The sequence below is a fragment of the Salmonella sp. 2020_1395 genome (assembly GCF_043848115.1).
Lineage (GTDB): Bacteria > Pseudomonadota > Gammaproteobacteria > Enterobacterales > Enterobacteriaceae > Salmonella > Salmonella enterica.
The window spans coordinates 392,878-415,793 of sequence record NZ_JBCMFH010000002.1 but is presented as its reverse complement, the minus strand read 5'-3'; the positions used below and the strand labels follow the sequence as shown (position 1 = coordinate 415,793).

Sequence of the window (22,916 nt, the reverse complement as noted above, 5' to 3'; positions counted from 1 at the left end):
TAAGTATAAAGAAAAGCGTGGCAGGCAAGTTAGCTAATTGCGCAACATGCGAGCACGATCCGGAGATTTCTGAAGCGGTAAAAGGATGTTCCATGTACATGACGCGCGGCTTGGGGTAAATTGTTGGCAAATTTTCCGGCGTAGCCCAAAACGCGCTGTCGTCAAGTCGTTACGGGCATGGCCTTTCAACATCCGATCTGGAGTCAAAATGTCCTCACGTAAAGAGCTTGCCAATGCTATTCGTGCGCTGAGCATGGACGCAGTACAGAAAGCCAAATCCGGTCACCCGGGTGCCCCGATGGGTATGGCTGACATTGCCGAAGTCCTGTGGCGTGATTTCCTGAACCACAACCCGACCAACCCGTCCTGGGCCGACCGCGACCGCTTTGTGCTGTCCAATGGCCATGGTTCGATGCTGATTTACAGCCTGCTGCACCTCACCGGCTATGACCTGCCGATGTCCGAACTGCAGAATTTCCGTCAGCTACATTCAAAAACCCCGGGTCACCCGGAAGTGGGCTACACCGCTGGTGTTGAAACCACTACTGGCCCGCTGGGTCAGGGTATTGCCAACGCCGTCGGGATGGCGATTGCCGAGAAAACTCTGGCGGCGCAGTTTAACCGTCCTGGCCACGACATCGTTGACCACTTCACCTACGTCTTTATGGGCGACGGCTGCATGATGGAAGGCATTTCTCACGAAGTGTGCTCTCTGGCTGGTACTCTGAAACTGGGCAAACTGATCGCGTTCTATGATGACAACGGTATCTCTATCGATGGTCATGTTGAAGGCTGGTTCACCGATGACACCGCGAAACGTTTTGAAGCCTACGGCTGGCATGTTATCCGTGGCATTGACGGTCACGATGCCGACGCCATTAAACGCGCCACGGAAGAAGCTCGCGCCGTGACTGACAAACCGTCTCTGCTGATGTGCAAAACCATCATCGGTTTCGGTTCGCCGAACAAACAGGGTACCCACGATTCCCACGGCGCGCCGCTGGGCGACGCGGAAATCGCGCTGACCCGCGAACAGTTGGGCTGGAAATACGCGCCGTTCGAAATCCCGTCTGAAATCTACGCCCAGTGGGATGCGAAAGAAGCCGGCCAGGCGAAAGAGTCTGCATGGAATGAGAAATTCGCGGCTTATGAGAAAGCCTTCCCGCAGGAAGCTGCTGAATTCTCTCGTCGTATGAAAGGCGACATGCCGGCTGACTTCGATGCGAAAGCGAATGAGTTCATCGCTAAACTGCAGGCGAATCCATCCAAAATCGCCAGCCGTAAAGCGTCCCAGAATGCCATCGAAGCCTTCGGTCCGCTGTTGCCGGAATTCCTTGGCGGCTCTGCAGACCTGGCACCGTCTAACCTGACCCTATGGTCCGGTTCTAAGGCTATCAACGAAGACGCCGCAGGTAACTACATTCATTACGGTGTGCGCGAATTCGGTATGACCGCTATCGCCAACGGTATCGCCCTGCACGGCGGTTTCCTGCCGTACACCTCCACCTTCCTGATGTTCGTCGAATATGCCCGTAACGCAGTGCGTATGGCAGCGTTGATGAAACAACGTCAGGTGATGGTTTACACCCACGACTCCATCGGTCTGGGCGAAGATGGCCCGACGCACCAGCCGGTCGAGCAGGTGGCAAGCCTGCGCGTAACGCCGAACATGTCCACATGGCGTCCGTGCGACCAGGTGGAATCCGCGGTGGCGTGGAAATATGGCGTAGAGCGTCAGGATGGCCCAACCGCGCTGATTCTATCCCGTCAGAACCTGGCGCAGCAGGAACGTACTGAAGAGCAACTGGCGAATATCGCCCGCGGTGGTTACGTACTGAAAGATTGTGCGGGCCAGCCGCAGATTATCTTCATTGCGACCGGTTCTGAGGTTGAGCTGGCGGTTGCCGCTTACGAAAAACTGACTGCCGAAGGCGTGAAGGCGCGCGTGGTTTCCATGCCGTCCACCGACGCATTCGACAAGCAGGATGCGGCCTACCGTGAATCCGTGCTGCCGAAAGCGGTCTCTGCGCGTGTGGCGATTGAAGCGGGTATCGCTGACTACTGGTTCAAATACGTCGGCCTGAACGGCGCTATTGTCGGGATGACCACCTTCGGTGAATCCGCCCCGGCAGAGCTGCTGTTTGAAGAGTTTGGCTTCACGGTGGACAACGTGATCGCCAAAGCGAAAGCGCTGCTGTAATCCTTAATACGGCATAAAACGGGTCGCTTCGGCGACCCGTTTTTTATTCCCCCTTTGACAACCTGCCGTTTTCCAGCCGTACCACCCGTGAAAAATGACGCCGGGTAAACGCAGCGTCATGGCTAATCGCCACGACGCTGGTTCCCCGTGCCCGGCATGTCGCCAGCCAGTGTTCAAATACGGTTAGCCAGTGGGCGTCAAAATCCCGGCGGGGTTCATCCAGTAATAACACCGGCGGCGCCATCGCCTCCAGACTGGCGACCGCCACCATCCGGCGCTGTGCGGCGTGCAGATCAAGCGGGTGTGCCTCGGCGACGTCCGTTAGCTGGCATAACCTCAGCGCGGCCTGCGTGCGCCGTGAAATTTCCTCTGCCGATAAGCGTTGTAGTTTCAGCCCAAAAGCGACCTCTTGCGCGACATTGCTGTGGAAAATCTGGTTTTCCGCTTCCTGAAAGAGTACGCCGATAGCGGCGGCGCGTTGACGATTTTTAAGCTGCGCAATCGGCTCTCCATTAAGCGTTACCGAGCCGGAAGCGGGGGAAAGCAGGCCGGCCATAATCCGTAACAGCGTTGATTTTCCCGCGCCGTTATCGCCGGTCAACGCCAGCCATTCGCCGTCATGAAGCTCAAGCGAGATGGCGTGCAGACAGTCGGCTGCGGCATCCGGCCAGCGATAAGCGACCTGATTTAACGTCAACATAATGGGGTTAGCGCTCCGTCGCGCAATTGCCATACCCGCTGGCATCGCGTCAGAAAAGGAAAGTGATTACGTTCAAAAAGCACAATGAGAGAATGACGTTCCAGCGCCCACTGTTGTAACCGTTCCAGCAGTGTCCCGGTGGCCGCTGACGTCAGCCGACTGAAGGCTTCATCAAGAACTAATAATCTGGGCTGCATGGCAAGCGCGCTGGCAATCACTACCCGCTGCGTTTCGCCGCCGGAGAGCGTGCCGGGATGACGATGGCGTAACGACTGGCAGTTTGTCAGAGTCAGCGCCTCGTCAATGCGCCGTAGAATTTCCGCTTCATGGAGGCCGAGATTCTCCGGGCCAAACGCCACCTCTTCCTCTACGCTAAAGGTACAGCCGGAAAGCTGTAAATAAGGCGATTGCTGCACCAACTGGATGGTGGGCGACTGTTCTACCAGCGGGAGCTGCCCGATAGGGACGCCAAGCAGTAAGCCTGTGCCGTCAATATCACCGGGAAGATAATCCGGATACCAGCCAGCCATCAGTTGCGCCAGCGTACTTTTTCCGCTGCCGTTATCGCCGACTATCGCCACTATTCCGGGTGTTGAATAGTGGAAATCAAAACATGCCGGCGGGCGTGTCGCATCGGACGGAAGATAACGAAACTGCTCTAACGTAACCATATCCATACTCCCGCTTCCGCCACTATTAGCAGTACCATGCCATACCGCGCAACCCGTTGTAACATGTTATCTTTCGGCGCCCACAGCGTGGTTCGGGCTCGATGAAGCCGAAACCCCCGCATATCCAACGCCGCGCCGCGTATTGTCAGATCGTTAAGCGCATTTTGCGTAAGCGGCACGATCAGCGCAGGCATTGCCCGTAGCCGCTGATACCAGCCTTCATCCAGCGGTACGCCACGCGCGCGCTGGGCTTCATGAACGATCGTCAGTTGTCGTTTGAGCTGTTCGACGACCAGCAGCGGGCCAGCGAACAGGTAAGCGATGCCGGGCGGCAAACGTGAAGCGAACAGGGCGCGAATAAACCGCTGAACCGGCACATACTGCATCCATAGCTGCGACGTCGACACGATCGCCAGCAGGCGTAGCCATAGCGTAACGGCATATATCCAGCGCTGCGGATCGCGAGGCTGCCCGCTTATCCATTCCGTTAGCCAACCGCCATGTACCAGCCATAGCCCAAACCCTAAAGACAGCATCAGCCAGGCGACATACTTCGCCCGCCGCCGCGTTGATTTCAGCGCCAGCAGACAGAGGAAGGCCGCCGCGCTATAAACCGGGAGCACGGTCTGCGCAGGGAGTAGCAGCGTGGTGCAGGCCGCCAACGCCCATAAGGTTAACGAGGTAAACGGATGCATTTAGCGTACGGCTGACATCGCAGGAAAATGCCGTGTCGTACGTAACGGTAGCTGACGCAGCAGCACCCAAACGATGATCGCCGTCAGAATTTTATCGACCAGATTAGCGCCTATGACGGTAATCGCGACTGACTCCACCAGGTTTTGGCCCATTGAATGCATCCAGGCGACGAACAAATCAGCGCCGCTACCGGTAACGCCGCCAAAAAGCGCGGTACGAAGCGGTACGGCGACCAGCGTCACCGCCAATGTAATGACGACCCCGCTGACGATCACTTTGGGCAGGGTACGAAACCAGCCTGCGCGCGCCAGCCACCCGGCGACCAGACCGATAACCATCGCTACCGGGGCAAACGCGGCAGCGATAGGGTCGGTAAGCAGCCCCCACAGCAAGTTGGTCAGAAGCCCAGTCAACATGCCGATGAACGGCCCTAACAGTACCGCGCTAATTAAGGTGCCGATCGAGTCGAGAAAAATAGGCAGCTTCAACATGCTAATAAGCTGTCCGCCAATCATATTGATGGCAATAGCGATGACAATCAGCACCAGAGACTGGCTGGAAAACGGGCGACGCGCCATAAAGTACCTCTTAAAGAGTCGTCAATTAACGGGAAGAAATATGCAGTTCGTCATAACCGGAAATGGCGCACGGTTGACGGCTGAACGTCAGCGCTGGCAGCTCGCCGATAACCAGTTCCAGCGTGGTACGCACGGTACACCCTGGCATCATATGGCCGCCGAGCATGGCCCCGTAGGGATCCGATACCGCGAGATGCAGATGCTCGCCGGTCAATTCAAGCGTGCCGTTTAGCGAGATAACTTCAAACGTGCCGGTGAGCGATGTGGTCGCCTCTTGCCCGGCATAACGCAGCGCAACGTCGGTCAGACTGCCGGTACACCCTGCAATCCAGGCGGCATGTAATTGGTTCTGTTGCACAAAGGCGTGTAATTGGGAAAACACTTCCTGGCCGGGAAGCAGACGAAGCGCGTAAAAGCGCGCTGTAGAGGCATTGTGGTGAGATACAGTCATCGTTACAGGACTCCGAGACTCGGACGTGGCGCTGATAATATAGACGCTGGCGACAGCGCTTTCTGATATAAATCAGTATTTGTGACGCGACGATGAAAAGATCTGACGGATGAACTGGTGATTCTTAAATATGGAATAAATTGCAGCGTAAGCGGCCATGAAATGTGATGCAGGTCAGATAACTGTCTTCTTCGACTGGACAAACATTCCTTTTATTCCCCGTTTCGCTTATTCTAGCTGAAGCGTTTCAGTTAATTAAATGTTCGACAATTAACCAATCAGTCGCAGTTTGCGACAGGTGAGGTTTTACTCGACGATGAGCTGCATTACTCTGTCAGCCTCATCTGAATCGGGATAGCCTTGCAGGAGACCTATGACCGTACGCATAGCGATTAATGGCTTTGGTCGCATCGGGCGTAACGTGGTTCGTGCTTTGTATGAATCCGGACGTCGGGCGGAAATTACCGTGGTGGCCATCAACGAGCTGGCGGATGCCGCAGGCATGGCGCATTTGTTGAAATACGATACCAGCCACGGGCGTTTTGCATGGGAGGTTCGCCACGAGCGCGAGCAGCTTTTTGTCGGTGACGACGTCATTCGTATTCTGCATGAAAGAACGCTGGCGGATCTGCCGTGGCGCGAACTGGGCGTGGATGTCGTGTTGGATTGTACGGGCGTATATGGCAACCGGGAGCATGGTGAGGCGCATATTGCCGCAGGCGCGAAGAAAGTGCTCTTTTCTCATCCGGGCAGCAACGATCTTGACGCCACCGTCGTTTTTGGCGTGAACCAGAACCAACTGCGTGCGGAACATCGTATTGTCTCAAACGCGTCCTGTACCACGAATTGCATAATTCCCGTCATTAAATTGTTGGATGATGCTTACGGCATCGAGTCTGGTACCGTCACGACGATCCACTCCGCGATGAACGATCAGCAGGTGATCGACGCGTATCACTCCGATCTGCGGCGCACGCGCGCGGCCAGCCAGTCGATTATCCCGGTAGATACAAAACTGGCGGCAGGCATTACGCGTATATTCCCGCAGTTTAACGATCGTTTTGAGGCGATTGCGGTGCGCGTTCCAACCATTAATGTGACGGCGATCGATTTAAGCGTGACGGTGAAAAAACCAGTAAAAGCCAGTGAAGTCAACCAGTTGCTGCAAAAAGCAGCACAAGGTGCATTTCATGGTATAGTTGACTATACGGAATCACCGTTGGTCTCGATAGATTTTAACCACGACCCGCACAGCGCCATTGTTGATGGCACGCAAACCCGGGTCAGTGGCGCCCACCTGATCAAGACGCTGGTCTGGTGCGATAATGAATGGGGCTTTGCTAACCGGATGCTCGACACCACGTTAGCGATGGCCGCAGTTGGTTTCAGGCTCGACGCGTCAGCGTCGACAAAACTTTAAGCATCATTGAGAGGATTCACCATGTCTGTAATTAAGATGACCGATCTGGATCTGGCCGGGAAACGCGTTTTTATCCGTGCGGATCTGAACGTACCTGTTAAAGAAGGGAAAGTGACCAGCGACGCGCGTATCCGCGCCTCTCTGCCGACCATCGAACTGGCTCTGAAACAGGGCGCGAAAGTGATGGTAACTTCCCACCTGGGTCGTCCTACCGAAGGCGAGTACAACGAAGAATTCTCTCTGCTGCCGGTTGTTAACTACCTGAAAGACAAACTGTCTAACCCGGTTCGCCTGGTCAAAGATTACCTGGACGGCGTTGACGTGGCCGAAGGTGAGCTGGTGGTTCTGGAAAACGTTCGCTTTAACAAAGGCGAAAAGAAAGACGACGAAGCGCTGTCTAAAAAATATGCCGCCCTGTGTGACGTATTCGTGATGGACGCCTTTGGTACTGCGCACCGCGCGCAGGCTTCTACCCACGGTATCGGCAAATTTGCTGACGTTGCGTGCGCAGGCCCGCTGCTGGCCGCTGAACTGGATGCGCTGGGTAAAGCGCTGAAAGAACCGGCTCGTCCGATGGTGGCTATCGTTGGTGGTTCTAAAGTATCTACCAAACTGACCGTTCTGGATTCCCTGTCTAAAATCGCTGACCAGCTGATTGTCGGCGGCGGTATCGCCAACACCTTCGTTGCCGCTCAGGGCCACAGCGTCGGTAAATCCCTGTACGAAGCTGACCTGGTTGACGAAGCAAAACGTCTGCTGACCACTTGCGATATCCCGGTTCCGACCGATGTTCGCGTTGCCACCGAGTTCTCCGAAACCGCACCGGCGACTCTGAAATCCGTTAACGACGTGAAAGAAGACGAGCAGATCCTGGATATCGGCGATGCTTCCGCTCAGCAGCTGGCTGAAATCCTCAAGAATGCCAAAACCATTCTGTGGAACGGCCCGGTTGGCGTGTTTGAGTTCCCGAACTTCCGTAAAGGGACTGAAATCGTGGCGAATGCCATCGCTGATAGCGAAGCGTTTTCCATCGCTGGCGGCGGTGACACCCTGGCGGCAATCGACCTGTTCGGCATTGCTGACAAAATTTCCTACATTTCTACTGGCGGCGGCGCATTCCTCGAATTCGTGGAAGGTAAAGTTCTGCCAGCCGTAGCGATGCTCGAAGAGCGCGCTAAGAAGTAATCGTTACGGGCAGGGATTCCTGCCCGTTGATTTATCGCCGATCTGACATTCAGGGCGGCCCGTGTTTTTTCCCAAAGCCCGACGATACAGGACAACGAAACATGTCTAAAATTTTTGATTTCGTAAAACCAGGCGTGATCACTGGTGATGACGTACAGAAAGTGTTCCAGGTAGCAAAAGAAAACAATTTTGCTCTGCCGGCAGTTAACTGCGTGGGCACTGATTCCATCAACGCTGTTCTGGAAACCGCTGCAAAAGTTAAAGCGCCGGTCATCGTTCAGTTCTCCAACGGCGGCGCGTCCTTCATCGCGGGTAAAGGCGTGAAAACTGACGTACCTCAGGGCGCGGCAATCCTGGGCGCTATCTCTGGCGCGCATCACGTTCATCAGATGGCTGAGCACTACGGCGTGCCGGTTATCCTGCACACTGACCACTGCGCGAAGAAACTGCTGCCGTGGATCGACGGTCTGCTGGACGCGGGTGAAAAACACTTCGCGGCTACCGGTAAACCGCTGTTCTCTTCTCACATGATTGACCTGTCTGAAGAGTCTCTGCACGAAAACATCGAAATCTGCTCCAAATACCTGGCGCGCATGTCCAAAATTGGCATGACTCTGGAAATCGAACTGGGTTGCACCGGTGGCGAAGAAGACGGCGTGGACAACAGCCACATGGACGCTTCTGCCCTGTACACCCAGCCGGAAGACGTTGATTACGCGTACACTGAGCTGAGCAAAATCAGCCCGCGTTTCACCATTGCCGCTTCCTTCGGTAACGTACACGGCGTTTACAAGCCGGGTAACGTGGTTCTGACCCCGACCATTCTGCGTGATTCTCAGGACTATGTTTCTAAGAAACACAACCTGCCGCACAACAGCCTGAACTTCGTTTTCCACGGCGGTTCCGGTTCTACTGCTCAGGAAATCAAAGACTCCGTAAGCTACGGCGTAGTGAAAATGAACATCGATACCGATACCCAATGGGCAACCTGGGAAGGTGTTCTGAACTACTACAAAGAAAACGAAGCGTATCTGCAAGGTCAGCTGGGCAACCCGAAAGGCGAAGATCAGCCGAATAAGAAATACTATGACCCGCGCGTATGGCTGCGTGCTGGCCAGACTTCGATGATCGCTCGTCTGGAAAAAGCATTTAAAGAACTGAACGCGATTGACGTTCTGTAATATAGTCTGCTGATTGAAATGGCTTCCCTCGGGAAGCCATTTTTTTATCGTCATTCCCGGAGAGCGGCGTTAGTTAGCGCTTTCATCCGGCCAATACACAATGTACCTGCCTTTTTTGGGATGATGCCGAAAAATGGCATATTCCTCTGTTTTTGTTTACCTTTAAAAAGTTCTTTTCGTGAGAATGATCTCATTTGCTTGTTTTGCTATGACCAAGGAATATTGAATGGAAGATTTGAATGTTGTCGACAGCATAAATGGTGCGGGCACCTGGCTGGTACGCAACCAGGCGTTATTGCTCAGCTATGCTGTGAATATTGTTGCGGCTATCGCTATTATCATCATCGGCTTGATTGTAGCGCGTGTGATTTCCAATACGGTAAATCGTCTGATGCGTGCGCGTCATATTGATGCGACAGTGGCCGACTTTCTTTCTGCGCTGGTGCGCTATGGGGTTATCGCTTTTACGCTGATTGCGGCTCTGGGTCGCGTGGGGGTACAAACGGCGTCGGTGATCGCAGTACTGGGCGCCGCCGGTTTAGCCGTTGGCCTGGCATTACAGGGATCGCTTTCTAACCTTGCGGCTGGGGTATTGCTGGTTATGTTCCGTCCGTTCCGCGCCGGTGAGTATGTCGATTTGGGCGGCGTTGCCGGTACGGTACTGAACGTGCAAATCTTTTCCACGACAATGCGCGCGGTAGACGGCAAAATTATTGTAATTCCGAATGGCAAAATTATCGCGGGAAATATCATCAACTATTCTCGTGAGCCGGTTCGCCGTAACGAATTTATTATTGGGGTGGCCTACGATTCGGATATCGATCAGGTGAAACAGCTGCTAACGACGATTATCGAGTCCGACGATCGTATTTTAAAAGATCGCGAAATGACGGTGCGTTTGAATGAGCTGGGCGCCTCATCAATTAATTTTGTGGTGCGTGTCTGGAGTAAAAGCAGCGACCTGCAAAATGTCTATTGGGACGTGCTGGAACGTATTAAACGTGAATTCGACGCCGCTGGTATTAGCTTCCCGTACCCGCAGATGGACGTCAATTTTAAACGCGTGAAAGATAACGCCGCGGAGTAATTTTTCTCCCGCGCTGCGCTTATCCGCCTCCAGTATTCTCTGGTTATTGAGCGGATAAGCGTAGCCGCCATCCGTTATTCAGTCTCTTCATTAGCTTTTCTTATTAGTGATTAAAATTATCAATTTCCGCTAATAATATTCCCGCGCTATAGTCTGCCTTTAAGAAAAACAGCTCAGGGTAGTTAACGTGATATCTTATTATTTTCAAGGGTTTGCCCTTGGCGCTGCCATGATCCTTCCGCTTGGCCCGCAAAATGCGTTTGTGATGAATCAGGGAATTCGTCGCCAGTACCACCTCATGATAGCGCTGCTTTGCGCGTTAAGTGATTTAGTCCTGATTAGCGCCGGTATTTTTGGCGGTAGCGCGTTGCTGATGCAGTCGCCGTGGCTGCTGGCGCTGGTCACATGGGGCGGGGTCGCGTTCTTGTTATGGTACGGTTTTGGCGCGCTGAAAACGGCAATGAGCAGTAATCTGGAGCTGGCCAGCGCCGAGGTTATGAAGCAGGGGCGCTGGAAAATTATTGCTACGATGCTGGCGGTAACCTGGCTGAATCCGCACGTTTATCTGGATACGTTTGTCGTGTTGGGCAGTCTCGGCGGACAACTGGCTATGGAGCCAAAGCGCTGGTTCGCCCTCGGCACGATTAGCGCGTCGTTCTTATGGTTTTTTGGGTTAGCGCTACTGGCGGCCTGGCTTGCGCCTCGACTGCGTACGGCGAAAGCTCAACGCATTATCAACATTCTGGTAGGGGTGGTGATGTGGCTTATCGCCTTCCAACTGGCGCGGGAAGGCGTCGCGCATATGCACGCGCTTTTCAACTAAGCGTTGTCTGATGGACAACAGGCCGATATCCGCTAAGCTTGCCTGCATGCGCCCTGTATATCAGGGCAATGACTGCAATATGGAGGAGAGACTGTGAAGTTCAAAGTGATGGCCCTGGCGGCATTAGTGGGTTTAAGTGCAATGTCGGCGCAGGCAAGCGAATTGCCGGAAGGCCCGCACATCGTGACTTCCGGTACGGCAAGCGTCGATGCTGTGCCTGATATCGCCACCTTAGCGATTGAAGTGAACGTCGCGGCGAAGGATGCGGCGACGGCGAAGAAGCAGGCCGATGAGCGCGTGGCGCAATATCTTTCCTTCCTTGAGCAAAATCAGATTGCGAAAAAAGACATTAGCGCGGCGAATCTGCGCACGCAGCCGGATTATGATTACCAAAACGGTAAAAGCATTCTGAAAGGGTATCGCGCGGTGCGAACCGTTGAGGTGACGCTGCGTCAGTTAGATAAACTTAATTCGCTGCTGGACGGCGCGCTGAAGGCGGGTCTGAACGAGATTCGTTCGGTATCGCTGGGCGTGGCGCAACCGGACGCCTATAAAGACAAGGCCCGTAAAGCCGCCATTGATGACGCGATTCATCAGGCGCAAGCGCTGGCAGCCGGTTTTAACAGCAAATTGGGGCCGGTTTACAGCGTTCGTTACCATGTCTCTAATTATCAGCCGAGTCCGGTGGTGCGAATGATGAAAGCCGCAGATGCTGCGCCGGTATCCGCGCAGGAAACTTACGAGCAGCCGACCATTCAGTTCGACGATCAGGTCGATGTGGTATTCCAGCTTGAACCTGGAACAGGGCAGACGTCAACCACGGCCGCCAGCACGCAGTAACCTCGCCCGGCCTGGGCGCTTCCAGGCCGCGTTTTCTCCCGGTGTTCGCGTTTTTTGCCGCCTGAACGCAATGATTTTGTGATGAATTTCAAAGAAGCGACGGGGGAATAATGGGTCATGCAGGCCGGATAAGACGTTCACGCCGCCATCCGGCATTCATTGAGAGGCTAATCCTGACGCAGCACCTTGTGCCCGTACTCCAGCAGCGCGTCGGTTACTTTGCGCATCATCCGGCTTTCCGGGGCAAAGCGGTGCCAGTAAAGCATCCGGCGCTGTAGCAAACCAGGCGTTAAGTTGATCAACTCGCCGCTTTCCAGCTCTTTCTCAATCTGCAGGTGAGGGATCATGCAGCAGGTCGTGCCCTGACGCGCAAGCTGTACAAACGCTTCGGATGAATTAACGATATGGCACGGCACGCTGCCGGGCGGTAGATCGAAATTCTGTTGCAAAAAGGCCTGATGCATATCATCCAGATGGTCGAACGCGACGGCGGGCGCTTTCAGCAGCGACGACCGGGTAACGCCATTGGGGAAATAGCGCTCGGCAAACGGCTTTGACGCGACAAACAGATAGTCGAGCGCGCCCAGTTTGTCCACCAGGCAACTGGGCAGCGCCTGATGCTGAATACTCACCGCGCCCACTACCTCGCCGCGCCGCAGACGTTCTTGCGTGCGCGTTTCATCTTCCACCTGTAAATTGAGACGGATAGGGGAGTCCGCCAGCACCGGCGCCAGCGCCGGAAGCAGCCAGGTCGCCAGACTATCGGCGTTAACCGCCAGCGACAGCAGCAGCGGCGTAGAGCCGGTTTGTTCATCGCCCAGCCACTCTTCTTCCAGCAGTTCAACCTGACGCAGCAGAGCCAGTAATTTTTGCCCTTGCTCCGTGGGGCGAGGAGGAACGGTACGCACCAACAAAGGTTGTCCGAACATATTCTCAAGCTGTTTTATGCGCTGTGAGACGGCGGATTGTGTGATGCACAGCTTCTGGGCGGCGCGCTCGAATCCTCGTTCACGTATAACGGCATCCAGCGCCTGTAGTGTTCTGTAGTCCGGACGTTTCATTGTTGTGTCATGCTCCTGTTATTTTTTTCCGCACTATGACATAAATTTGCCGTCGGTACAGATGAAATCCGTAGCCTGTGTACGGACACGGAGATTTTTCCCGACAATGTTCTATAATGCGGCTGTATTTTCACACCACAGGCGAAACGATCTATGACGCAGGATGAACTGAAAAAAGCGGTAGGATGGGCGGCACTTCAGTATGTACAGCCCGGCACCATTGTGGGCGTTGGTACAGGCTCAACGGCCGCACACTTTATTGATGCGCTGGGCACAATGAAAGGCCAGATTGAAGGCGCGGTCTCCAGCTCGGACGCCTCGACTGAAAAACTCAAAGGCCTCGGTATTCATGTGTTTGACCTCAACGAAGTGGATAGCCTGGGTATCTATGTCGATGGCGCGGACGAAATCAACGGTCATATGCAGATGATCAAAGGCGGCGGCGCGGCATTAACCCGTGAGAAAATTATTGCTTCCGTGGCAGAGAAATTTATTTGTATTGCGGATGCCTCTAAACAGGTGGATATTCTTGGCAAATTCCCGTTGCCGGTCGAAGTGATTCCGATGGCGCGCAGCGCGGTCGCTCGTCAACTGGTGAAGCTGGGCGGGCGTCCGGAGTACCGTCAGAACGTGGTCACGGATAACGGCAACGTGATTCTGGATGTTTATGGTATGGAAATCCTTGATCCCATCGCGCTGGAAAACGCCATTAACGCGATTCCGGGCGTCGTGACCGTAGGGTTGTTCGCCAACCGTGGCGCCGATGTCGCACTGATCGGCACGCCGGACGGGGTGAAAACCATCGTAAAATGATCCCGCCAGGCGTATTTCCTGCCGCGTAAAAAATTCGGTCAGGGCAAATTTGGTGACATGTATCACGTTTAATTGTTTGCCCTGCCGATCCCTCCAAAGAAAAAGTTATTCCCGGTATTTTCATCTGCTATTTCCCGCTGTATGCGATTCCTTCACGACGCTGGCGCAAACGTTCATATTGCCGTGATAATTTTTTTTGATATGTTGAAGGACGGATGCAAATCCATACACAACATCAGATGGCAAAAAAAGACAGGATCGGGGAAATGGCAAAGGTATCGCTGGAGAAAGATAAAATTAAATTTCTGCTGGTTGAAGGGGTGCATCAAAAGGCGCTGGAAAGCCTTCGTGCGGCAGGTTACACCAACATTGAATATCACAAGGGCGCGCTGGACGCTGAACAGTTGAAAGCGTCCATCCGCGATGCCCACTTCATCGGTCTGCGATCCCGTACTCATCTGACAGAAGAAGTGATTAACGCCGCAGAGAAGCTGGTGGCGATTGGCTGTTTTTGCATCGGCACCAACCAGGTGGATTTAAATGCGGCGGCAAAACGCGGTATTCCGGTCTTTAACGCGCCATTCTCGAATACCCGTTCCGTGGCGGAGCTGGTGATTGGCGAGCTATTGCTGCTGCTGCGCGGCGTGCCGGAAGCGAACGCCAAAGCGCACCGCGGCGTATGGAATAAACTGGCGGCGGGATCGTTCGAAGCGCGCGGTAAAAAGCTTGGCATTATCGGTTACGGCCATATCGGAACGCAGTTGGGCATTCTGGCGGAATCGCTGGGGATGCATGTCTATTTCTATGATATTGAAAATAAACTGCCGCTTGGTAACGCAACTCAGGTGCAGCACCTGTCTGAATTGCTGAATATGAGCGATGTGGTCAGTCTGCACGTACCTGAAAACGCCTCCACCAAAAACATGATGGGCGCAAAAGAGATTGCCCTGATGAAGCCGGGTTCGCTGCTGATTAACGCCGCGCGCGGTACGGTAGTGGATATCCCGGCTTTGTGCGACGCGCTGGCGACGAAACATCTGGCGGGGGCGGCTATCGACGTCTTCCCGACGGAACCGGCCACTAATAGCGATCCGTTTACCTCTCCGCTGTGCGAATTCGATAACGTGATCCTGACGCCGCATATCGGCGGCTCGACGCAGGAGGCGCAAGAAAACATCGGTCTGGAAGTCGCAGGAAAACTGATTAAGTACTCGGATAACGGCTCGACGCTGTCCGCCGTGAACTTCCCGGAAGTGTCGCTGCCGCTGCACGGCGGTCGTCGCCTGATGCACATCCACGAAAACCGCCCGGGCGTATTGACCGCGCTTAACCAGATCTTTGCCGAGCAGGGCGTTAACATTGCCGCACAGTATTTGCAAACCTCCGCCCGAATGGGGTATGTGGTAATTGATATAGAAGCCGATGGCGATGTGGCGGAGAAAGCGCTGCTGGCGATGAAGGCGATTCCGGGCACCATTCGCGCCCGTCTGCTGTACTAATTTCCTCTAAATGGGCAGGAGATGACCTGCCCATCCTTTCTTCTGGTTTCCCTGCCTCAACATCTCTTCGTGTAACGCATACATTCTGTTTTCGAGCCTTGCCGCAATTGGTAATTAAAGGCAGCGTTGCGTGTTGTACAGCAATAAAAGGAATTTACGATAAGGGCTCAGCATAGCGCTGAAACGGGAAAGCCCCTACCGAAGCAGGGGCTCTAAAAAGGAAAGGGACGATGATGAGATACGTCATCATGCTGCTGATCCTGTTAATCATCGCTACGCCAGCATATTAACAGAGAGTACGCAGGAGGGAGGTTCGCCTCCCTCACCCTTCACCGAGAAATTTAGGTCAAAAAAGCGACGCTGTCAATCGGCAAAACACGGCTACCACTCCCAAATTTTGGACGGCGTCACCACCGCAGGCAGCGGGATATCCCACTCTTCAACCGGCAGCTTTTCTACTAACTGGCAATCATGCGCGTAGCCCACGGGCTGGATCTTATGCTGCTGCCAGTTTTGCAACGTACGGTCATAAAATCCGCCGCCCATCCCCAGGCGCTGCCCGTCTTCGTCAAACGCCACTAACGGCGTTACCAGCACATCCAGCTTTGCCAGCGGTAATACGTCGCGGACATCAAGCCGTGGCTCCCGGATCTTTAAGCGGTTGGTCACCAGCGCACTCTGCGGATGATAGTGCAGGAACAGGAGGTTGCCAGGGCTGAAGGGATGAAGAACCGGAAGGTAGACGCGCTTGCCCGCTTGCCATAGCTGTTCAATCAGCGGCTGGGTGTCGAGTTCGCCATCAAAGGAGAGAAACACGGCGACAGTGTGCGCCATCACGACGGGAGGAAAGCTGAGCATTCGGGCGGCGGCCTGTTGACCAAAACGGCGTTGCTGCTCTGGCGTTAGCACACGGCGACGTTGCCGAATCATTCGGCGGATTTCTTGTCGTGATAAAGAGAGTTCGGGAAGTTGCGTCATGGCTGTCGCCAGTCAGAAGGGGAATCTCCGAGATGCCGCCGCAGGCTGTAACCCTTGAACCCTTGGTTCAAGGTGAATGTGTCGTCACAGTTTTAAGGCTTCTCGGACGAACCGAGCATGCTCACCAACCGCGGAGCGCCACATTCTTGTGGTATGAAATATCGGCTCAGGGGACTGGCCCGCTTGCAAACATCTCAGAGAAATTCTGTTTTCACAATCACTTTACCATAGTAAAGCGAAAAGTGTTATTCAAAGTTTTGGCCCGTTTTTTCGGTTATGCGACCTTGATCAAGCAACGCCTGTTCGATGGTCTGTTGTAGCATCCGAATACGTTGTTCCATGCTCGCCGCGTAATCGCGGGTCTTCGCTTTTTCCTGAGTTAACTCATAGCTGATATTCAATGCGGCAATGAAAACCAACTGCTCAGTATTTGTGACTCTAGTGCGAACTTTCAGATCTTGCAACCGCTGATTCAGATCGTCCGCAGCCTGATTCAACGCATCCCTTTGGTCAGGCGGGCAATTCACTCGCAGTGAACGGCCAAATATTTGGATATCGACGGGTTGTGCAGACATGCCACCTTCCTGCTGATTGACTGCGCTGCCTTCGTCTCCAGACCCAGGGTCCGCGAAGGGGCGACACTATAGCTACCCTGGTGTGAAGATACAAGCCCTTTTCTGGTTCACCAGGGTCCAAAGTGGTAGCATATCATGAATATCCTCCCTTTGATGACGAATGCTTATGTCTATACAGAACGAAATGCCTGGTTACAACGAAATGAACCGGTTTTTGAATCAACAAGGGGCCGGTCTGACCCCGGCTGAAATGCATGGTTTAATCAGCGGGATGATTTGCGGCGGCAACAACGACAGCTCATGGCAGCCGCTGTTGCACGACCTGACGAACGAAGGTCTGGCCTTCGGGCATGAGCTTGCTCAGGCGCTGCGCAAAATGCACGCGGCGACCAGCGACGCGCTAGAAGACGACGGCTTTCTTTTTCAGCTTTATCTGCCTGAAGGCGACGATGTCAGCGTATTCGATCGCGCAGATGCATTAGCCGGGTGGGTTAACCACTTTTTGCTTGGCCTCGGCGTAACGCAGCCTAAACTTGATAAAGTCACCGGCGAAACGGGTGAAGCGATTGACGACCTGCGTAATATTGCGCAGCTTGGTTATGATGAGAGCGAAGATCAGGAAGAGCTGGAGATGTCGCTCGAAGAGATCATCGAATATGTCCGTGTTGCGGCGCTGTTATGTCATGACACTTTCACGCGCCAACAGCCGACCGCGCCGGAAGTGCGTAAACCGACGCTACACTAAGAAAAAACGAAATGGAGGCCATGTCATGACTCAGCAGGAATACCAACGCCGTCGCCAGGCATTACTGGCGCAAATGCAGCCCGGCAGCGCCGCGCTGATCTTTGCCGCGCCGGAGGCGACGCGCAGCGCAGACAGTGAATATCCGTATCGCCAGAGTAGCGACTTCTGGTATTTCACCGGTTTTAACGAACCGGAAGCCGTGCTGGTACTGATTAAGAGTGATGACACCCACAACCACAGCGTTTTGTTCAACCGCGTTCGCGACCTGACGGCGGAAATCTGGTTTGGTCGCCGTTTAGGACAGGATGCCGCGCCGGAAAAACTGGGCGTTGACCGGGCGCTGGCGTTTAGCGAAATCAACCAGCAACTCTTTCAGTTGCTTAATGGTCTGGATGTGGTGTACCACGCGCAGGGCGAATATGCGTATGCCGACGAAATTGTTCTGGCTGCGCTGGAGAAGCTGCGTAAAGGCTCCCGCCAGAATCTGACCGCGCCGGCCACCATGACTGACTGGCGACCGATCGTCCATGAGATGCGCCTGTTCAAATCGCCGGAAGAGATTGCTGTCCTGCGCCGTGCCGGGGAAATTAGCGCGCTGGCGCATATCCGCGCGATGGAAAAATGCCGTCCGGGGATGTTTGAGTATCAGTTGGAGGGGGAAATTCACCACGAATTTAATCGCCACGGCGCGCGCTATCCCTCCTATAACACCATTGTCGGCAGCGGCGAAAATGGCTGTATTCTGCATTACACTGAAAACGAAAGTGAAATGCGCGACGGCGATTTAGTGCTTATCGACGCGGGCTGTGAATATAAAGGTTACGCGGGCGACATCACGCGTACTTTCCCGGTGAACGGGAAATTTACGCCAGCTCAGCGTGAAATTTATGACATCGTTCTGGAATCGCTGGAGACCAGCCTGCGACTGTTCCGTCCTGGTACCTCTATTCAGGAGGTGACCGGCGAAGTCGTGCGCATCATGATAACCGGGCTGGTGAAGCTGGGGATTTTGCAAGGAGAGGTTGATCAACTGATTGCCGAAAATGCGCATCGTCCTTTCTTTATGCATGGCTTGAGCCACTGGCTGGGGCTGGATGTTCATGATGTCGGCGTTTATGGGCCGGATCGCTCCCGTACCCTGGAGCCGGGCATGGTGCTGACCGTAGAGCCAGGCCTCTATATCGCGCCGGATGCCGACGTGCCGGAAGCGTATCGCGGCATTGGCGTTCGAATTGAAGATGACATTGTCATTACCGAAACCGGTAATGAAAACCTGACCGCTGGCGTTGTGAAGAAGGCGGATGACATTGAAGCATTAATGGCGGCGGCGCGGCAGCAATGAGCGTCATTATCGTTGGCGGCGGCATGGCAGGCGCGACGCTGGCGCTGGCCATCTCTCAGTTCAGTCATGGGACGTTGCCGGTACACCTGATTGAAGCGAAAGCGCCTGAAGCCGACGGTCATCCCGGCTTTGACGCCAGAGCGATTGCGCTGGCGGCGGGCACTTGTCAGCAACTGGCGCGAATTGGCGTCTGGCAGGCGATTTCCGATTGCGCAACGGCAATCAACACCGTACACGTCAGCGATCGCGGCCATGCCGGATTTGTGACTCTCGACGCGCAGGACTACAGTCTGGCAGCGTTGGGGCACGTTGCGGAGCTGCATGATATCGGGCTGCGTCTGTTTGCGCTCTTGCGTAAAGCGCCAGGCGTTACGCTGCACTGCCCGGAGCGCGTAGCCAGCGTGTCGCGTACCCAACAGCAGGTTAACGTCACTCTGGAAAACGGCAATGTGATAGCTGGCAGCGTGCTGGTGGCGGCTAACGGTACCCACTCCGCGCTCGCGTCAGCCTGCGGCGTTGACTGGCATCAGGAGCCTTACGAACAGTTAGCGGTGATAGCGAATGTCGCGACCGCTATCCCGCATCAGGGACGCGCCTTTGAACGTTTTACTCCCAATGGCCCGCTGGCGATGTTGCCGATGTCGCATGGCCGATGTTCGCTGGTTTGGTGTCACCCGCTCGACCAGCGCGATGAGGTGCTGAGCTGGTCCGACGCGCAGTTCTGCCATGCATTGCAGGCCGCGTTCGGCTGGCGGCTGGGGCGAATTACTCAGGCGGGTAAGCGCAGCGCGTATCCGCTTGCCCTTACTACGGCGGCGAAAGTGTTTACTCACCGGACTGTCGTGGTCGGCAATGCGGCGCAGACGTTGCATCCTATCGCCGGACAAGGGTTTAATCTCGGTCTGCGCGATGTCATGAGCCTGGCGGAAACGCTGGTCGCGGCACAGGACGCGGGCGAGGATATTGGCGCCTGGCACGTGTTATCGCGCTATCAGCAGCGTCGTCAGGTTGACCGGGATACGACGATTGGCGTAACGAACGGTCTGGTCCATGTGTTTGCAAATCGTTGGGCGCCGCTGGTTATTGGGCGCAATATCGGTTTAATGGCGATGGAATTATTACCGCCTGCGCGCGATGCGCTGGCACAGCGGACCTTAGGTTGGGTTGCGCGTTAAGCAGATCTGTAGGCCGGATAAGGCATTTACGCCGCCATCCGGCATCGTGTTCGTAAAAATACCGGATGGCAGCTTCGCCTTATCCGGCCTACGGTTTGATTGTTCCGGTTTCCAGGAGTAAATAGTGCAAAGTGTTGATGTAGCAATAGTTGGCGGAGGCATGGTGGGACTGGCTGTCGCCTGCGGCTTGCAGGGGAGCGGTTTGCGCGTTGCGGTACTGGATCACGTTGTTCCCCAGCCGTTGGCGAACGATGCGCCGCCTCAGCTTCGGGTGTCGGCGATTAATGCCGCCAGCGAAAAACTGCTTACCCGTCTTGGCGTATGGTCAAACATTGTGGCGCGACGGGCAAGTTGCTACCACGGTATGGAAGTCTGGGATAAAGACAGCTTTGGCCGTATTACGTTTGATGACGCAAGCATGGGATATAGCCATCTGGGGCATATTGTTGAAAACAGCGTCATTCACTATGCACTGTGGCAAAAAGCGCAGCAAGCGGCGGATATCACCTTAATGGCGCCAGCGGAGTTACAGCAGGTCGCCTGGGGGGAGAACGACGCCTTCCTGACTTTAAAAGACGGCGCGATGTTAACCGCGCGTCTGGTGATTGCCGCGGATGGCGCCAACTCCTGGCTGCGTAACAAAGCGGATATTCCCTTAACTTTCTGGGACTACCGTCACCATGCGCTGGTAGCGACTATCCGCACCGAAGAGCCGCACGGCGCGGTTGCTCGCCAGGTGTTTCATGGTGAAGGTATTCTGGCGTTTTTGCCGTTAAGCGATCCGCATCTGTGTTCCATTGTCTGGTCGCTTTCTCCGCAGGATGCGGAGCGTATGCAACAGAGCGGCGACGAGGCGTTTAACCAGGCGTTGACTATCGCCTTCGATAATCGGCTGGGCTTATGCCGCCTGGAAAGCGAACGGCAGGTTTTTCCGCTGACGGGCCGCTATGCTCGCCAGTTTGCCGCGCATCGTCTGGCGTTGGTCGGTGATGCCGCGCACACCATCCATCCGCTGGCAGGGCAAGGCGTCAACCTCGGCTTTATGGACGCGGCCGAACTGGTGGACGATCTGCGCCGGCTTCAGCGCCAGGGCAAAGACATTGGCCAACATCTTTATCTCCGTCGTTATGAGCGTAGCCGTAAACATAGTGCGGCGATGATGCTTGCCGGGATGCAAGGTTTTCGTGACCTGTTTGCCGGCGAAAACCCGGCAAAAAAATTGCTGCGCGACATCGGACTGAAACTGGCGGACACGCTCCCCGGCGTCAAACCCCAACTGCTTCGCCAGGCAATGGGGCTAAACGACCTTCCGCAATGGCTTCGTTAAGCGTCTGACTGCACGCCAGCAAGAGTTTGAAACCCGTCACACTTTGCTTTCCCGGCTATCGCGCCGGGGGGCTTTCCTCGTTTGAAATAATCTAATTTCACCGCCTATTTCGCATTATATTTTCTAATGTCATTATTTTTAGCGAACGCGATTTTCGACATTTTTTCCGCATTTAATATTAATTTATGTTGTGATAAATCGTATCAGCTTCATTTTTATGGCGGTTATTTAGCGTAATAGTGGTTTTTTGTGCTGATGGGATTTTAGCGTTTTTTAGTCATAAGCTAATGTGATGGTAAATTCAGCCTTATGGTTTAGCGCCTGGTTCGGTGGTAAGTTCAGGAGCAAGAGAACGTTTGCGTCGGCGCAGGAAAAAGGGCGTCGATGCCAGGTTTCGTGGCGAAGATTTCCCATGAAAATGGTTGTTAGCCCCCGCTAATTCAACGAGGAAAAGATGGCCCAACAGACGCCTTTGTACGAACAACACACGCTATGCGGCGCCCGCATGGTCGATTTTCATGGCTGGATGATGCCCCTGCATTACGGCTCTCAGCTTGATGAACACCACGCTGTGCGCACCGATGCCGGGATGTTTGATGTATCGCATATGACCATTGTCGATCTTCATGGCAGCCGCACCCGGGAGTTCTTGCGTTATCTGCTGGCAAACGACGTCGCGAAGCTAACGAAGACGGGTAAAGCCCTCTACTCCGGTATGCTTAACGCATCGGGTGGCGTGATTGATGACCTTATCGTCTACTACTTCACTGAAGATTTCTTCCGTCTCGTTGTTAACTCCGCCACCCGCGAAAAAGACCTCTCCTGGATTACCCAACACGCTGAACCTTATGCCATCGACATCACCGTTCGTGACGACCTGTCGCTGATTGCGGTACAGGGGCCGAATGCGCAGGAAAAAGCGGCGACTCTGTTTACTGACCAACAGCGCCATGCAGTAGAAGGTATGAAGCCGTTCTTCGGCGTTCAGGCGGGTGATTTGTTTATCGCCACCACCGGTTATACCGGCGAAGCAGGCTATGAAATCGCCATGCCGAATGAAAAAGCGGCGGATTTCTGGCGTGCGCTGGTGGAGGCGGGCGTGAAGCCGTGCGGTCTTGGCGCGCGCGACACGCTGCGTCTGGAAGCAGGCATGAACCTGTACGGTCAGGAGATGGATGAAGGTATCTCTCCGCTGGCGGCTAATATGGGATGGACTATCGCCTGGGAACCTGCTGACCGCGACTTTATTGGCCGTGAGGCGCTGGAGATGCAGCGTGAAAAAGGCCATGAGCAGCTTGTCGGTCTGGTGATGACCGAGAAAGGCGTATTGCGTAATGAACTGCCGGTGCGTTTTACCGATGCGCAGGGCAATCAGCAAGAAGGCATTATCACCAGCGGGACGTTTTCCCCAACGTTGGGCTACAGCATTGCGCTGGCGCGCGTTCCGGCGGGCATCGGCGAGACGGCGATTGTACAAATTCGTAACCGTGAAATGCCGGTAAAAGTGACTAAACCTGTTTTTGTGCGTAACGGCAAAGCCGTCGCGTGATTCATCCTTTTTTGGAGATT

The 22,916-nt window shown here is 54.6% G+C and carries 22 protein-coding genes and 1 other RNA gene; 14 read left to right on the top strand and 9 right to left on the bottom strand.

The window, feature by feature from the left end:
* The first annotated feature begins 208 nt into the window (after positions 1-208).
* Positions 209-2,200 (top strand): transketolase, encoded by a 1,992-nt coding sequence (tkt, locus tag ACH0WD_RS04565; protein ID WP_000098645.1) that lies wholly within the window; start codon positions 209-211, stop codon positions 2,198-2,200.
* Positions 2,201-2,243: 43 nt separating this feature from the next.
* Here tkt and ACH0WD_RS04560 read toward each other — a convergent pair whose 3' ends face one another.
* The 5 genes from ACH0WD_RS04560 to ACH0WD_RS04540 are packed head-to-tail and all read right to left on the bottom strand — an operon-like array spanning position 2,244 to position 5,296.
* Complete coding sequence (locus ACH0WD_RS04560; RefSeq protein ID WP_000956902.1) at positions 2,244-2,900, bottom strand: ABC transporter ATP-binding protein; 657 nt, start codon at positions 2,898-2,900, stop codon at positions 2,244-2,246.
* Positions 2,894-3,571, bottom strand: a complete 678-nt coding sequence (locus tag ACH0WD_RS04555; RefSeq protein ID WP_001534176.1) for an ABC transporter ATP-binding protein — start codon at positions 3,569-3,571, stop codon at positions 2,894-2,896. The genes ACH0WD_RS04560 and ACH0WD_RS04555 overlap by 7 nt, the downstream gene beginning before the upstream one ends.
* Positions 3,559-4,266 (bottom strand): energy-coupling factor transporter transmembrane component T, encoded by a 708-nt coding sequence (locus ACH0WD_RS04550; protein WP_000553261.1) that lies wholly within the window; start codon positions 4,264-4,266, stop codon positions 3,559-3,561. Before ACH0WD_RS04550 ends, ACH0WD_RS04555 begins: the two co-directional genes overlap by 13 nt.
* Positions 4,267-4,845: an ECF transporter S component gene (locus ACH0WD_RS04545; RefSeq protein ID WP_000124001.1), complete on the bottom strand. Its 579-nt coding sequence runs from the start codon at positions 4,843-4,845 to the stop codon at positions 4,267-4,269.
* 25 nt (positions 4,846-4,870) lie between these two features.
* Positions 4,871-5,296 (bottom strand): PPC domain-containing DNA-binding protein, encoded by a 426-nt coding sequence (locus tag ACH0WD_RS04540; RefSeq protein WP_000218564.1) that lies wholly within the window; start codon positions 5,294-5,296, stop codon positions 4,871-4,873.
* Between the two features lie 373 nt (positions 5,297-5,669).
* Here ACH0WD_RS04540 and epd point away from each other — a divergent pair, with 373 nt between their 5' ends.
* The 6 genes from epd (at position 5,670) to ACH0WD_RS04510 (ending at position 11,832) form a co-directional block, all read left to right on the top strand.
* On the top strand, positions 5,670-6,716 hold the full coding sequence (gene epd, locus ACH0WD_RS04535; protein WP_000218338.1) for an erythrose-4-phosphate dehydrogenase: 1,047 nt from the start codon (positions 5,670-5,672) through the stop codon (positions 6,714-6,716).
* A 21-nt stretch (positions 6,717-6,737) separates the two neighbouring features.
* Positions 6,738-7,901 carry a phosphoglycerate kinase gene (gene pgk, locus ACH0WD_RS04530; protein WP_000111274.1) on the top strand — a complete coding sequence of 388 codons (1,164 nt, stop codon included), beginning with the start codon at positions 6,738-6,740 and terminating at the stop codon, positions 7,899-7,901.
* Positions 7,902-8,002: 101 nt separating this feature from the next.
* Positions 8,003-9,082 carry a class II fructose-bisphosphate aldolase gene (fbaA, locus tag ACH0WD_RS04525; RefSeq protein ID WP_000034386.1) on the top strand — a complete coding sequence of 360 codons (1,080 nt, stop codon included), beginning with the start codon at positions 8,003-8,005 and terminating at the stop codon, positions 9,080-9,082.
* A 226-nt stretch (positions 9,083-9,308) separates the two neighbouring features.
* Entirely contained in the window at positions 9,309-10,169 is an 861-nt protein-coding gene (locus tag ACH0WD_RS04520; protein ID WP_000389833.1) for a small-conductance mechanosensitive channel MscS, read from the top strand.
* Positions 10,170-10,356: 187 nt separating this feature from the next.
* Positions 10,357-10,992, top strand: a complete 636-nt coding sequence (gene argO / locus ACH0WD_RS04515) for an arginine exporter ArgO (RefSeq protein ID WP_000626863.1) — start codon at positions 10,357-10,359, stop codon at positions 10,990-10,992.
* A 93-nt stretch (positions 10,993-11,085) separates the two neighbouring features.
* Complete coding sequence (locus ACH0WD_RS04510; RefSeq protein WP_000669854.1) at positions 11,086-11,832, top strand: oxidative stress defense protein; 747 nt, start codon at positions 11,086-11,088, stop codon at positions 11,830-11,832.
* Positions 11,833-11,999: 167 nt separating this feature from the next.
* On the opposite strand, the gene argP is transcribed toward ACH0WD_RS04510, so the two are convergent.
* A complete protein-coding gene (gene argP / locus ACH0WD_RS04505) occupies positions 12,000-12,893 on the bottom strand; it encodes a DNA-binding transcriptional regulator ArgP (RefSeq protein WP_000828345.1) in 894 nt (297 codons plus the stop codon).
* Between the two features lie 153 nt (positions 12,894-13,046).
* On the opposite strand from argP, the gene rpiA reads away from it, so the two are divergent.
* A complete protein-coding gene (gene rpiA / locus ACH0WD_RS04500; RefSeq protein ID WP_000189741.1) occupies positions 13,047-13,706 on the top strand; it encodes a ribose-5-phosphate isomerase RpiA in 660 nt (219 codons plus the stop codon).
* Between the two features lie 266 nt (positions 13,707-13,972).
* Positions 13,973-15,205 carry a phosphoglycerate dehydrogenase gene (gene serA, locus ACH0WD_RS04495; RefSeq protein ID WP_001151627.1) on the top strand — a complete coding sequence of 411 codons (1,233 nt, stop codon included), beginning with the start codon at positions 13,973-13,975 and terminating at the stop codon, positions 15,203-15,205.
* Positions 15,206-15,586: 381 nt separating this feature from the next.
* Here the strand turns inward: serA and ACH0WD_RS04490 are convergent, their stop codons facing one another.
* The 3 genes from ACH0WD_RS04490 to zapA all read right to left on the bottom strand — a co-directional run bounded on the left by ACH0WD_RS04490 (position 15,587) and on the right by zapA (position 16,758).
* Positions 15,587-16,183: a 5-formyltetrahydrofolate cyclo-ligase gene (locus ACH0WD_RS04490; RefSeq protein WP_006493293.1), complete on the bottom strand. Its 597-nt coding sequence runs from the start codon at positions 16,181-16,183 to the stop codon at positions 15,587-15,589.
* A 20-nt stretch (positions 16,184-16,203) separates the two neighbouring features.
* A non-coding RNA gene (gene ssrS / locus ACH0WD_RS04485) (6S RNA) lies at positions 16,204-16,387 on the bottom strand.
* 41 nt (positions 16,388-16,428) lie between these two features.
* Positions 16,429-16,758, bottom strand: a complete 330-nt coding sequence (gene zapA, locus ACH0WD_RS04480) for a cell division protein ZapA (protein ID WP_001276011.1) — start codon at positions 16,756-16,758, stop codon at positions 16,429-16,431.
* A 166-nt stretch (positions 16,759-16,924) separates the two neighbouring features.
* Here zapA and ACH0WD_RS04475 point away from each other — a divergent pair, with 166 nt between their 5' ends.
* The 5 genes from ACH0WD_RS04475 to gcvT all read left to right on the top strand — a co-directional run bounded on the left by ACH0WD_RS04475 (position 16,925) and on the right by gcvT (position 22,896).
* Positions 16,925-17,503, top strand: a complete 579-nt coding sequence (locus ACH0WD_RS04475) for a YecA family protein (protein ID WP_000027236.1) — start codon at positions 16,925-16,927, stop codon at positions 17,501-17,503.
* Positions 17,504-17,528: 25 nt separating this feature from the next.
* A complete protein-coding gene (gene pepP / locus ACH0WD_RS04470) occupies positions 17,529-18,845 on the top strand; it encodes a Xaa-Pro aminopeptidase (RefSeq protein ID WP_000193682.1) in 1,317 nt (438 codons plus the stop codon).
* The gene (ubiH, locus tag ACH0WD_RS04465; protein WP_000111143.1) at positions 18,842-20,020 is read left to right on the top strand and encodes a 2-octaprenyl-6-methoxyphenyl hydroxylase; all 1,179 of its coding nucleotides are present in this window, start codon (positions 18,842-18,844) and stop codon (positions 20,018-20,020) included. The genes pepP and ubiH overlap by 4 nt, the downstream gene beginning before the upstream one ends.
* A gap of 124 nt (positions 20,021-20,144) precedes the next feature.
* Positions 20,145-21,347 (top strand): FAD-dependent 2-octaprenylphenol hydroxylase, encoded by a 1,203-nt coding sequence (gene ubiI, locus ACH0WD_RS04460; RefSeq protein WP_001192144.1) that lies wholly within the window; start codon positions 20,145-20,147, stop codon positions 21,345-21,347.
* Positions 21,348-21,801: 454 nt separating this feature from the next.
* Positions 21,802-22,896, top strand: a complete 1,095-nt coding sequence (gene gcvT / locus ACH0WD_RS04455; protein WP_000068738.1) for a glycine cleavage system aminomethyltransferase GcvT — start codon at positions 21,802-21,804, stop codon at positions 22,894-22,896.
* The last annotated feature ends 20 nt before the right edge of the window (positions 22,897-22,916 follow it).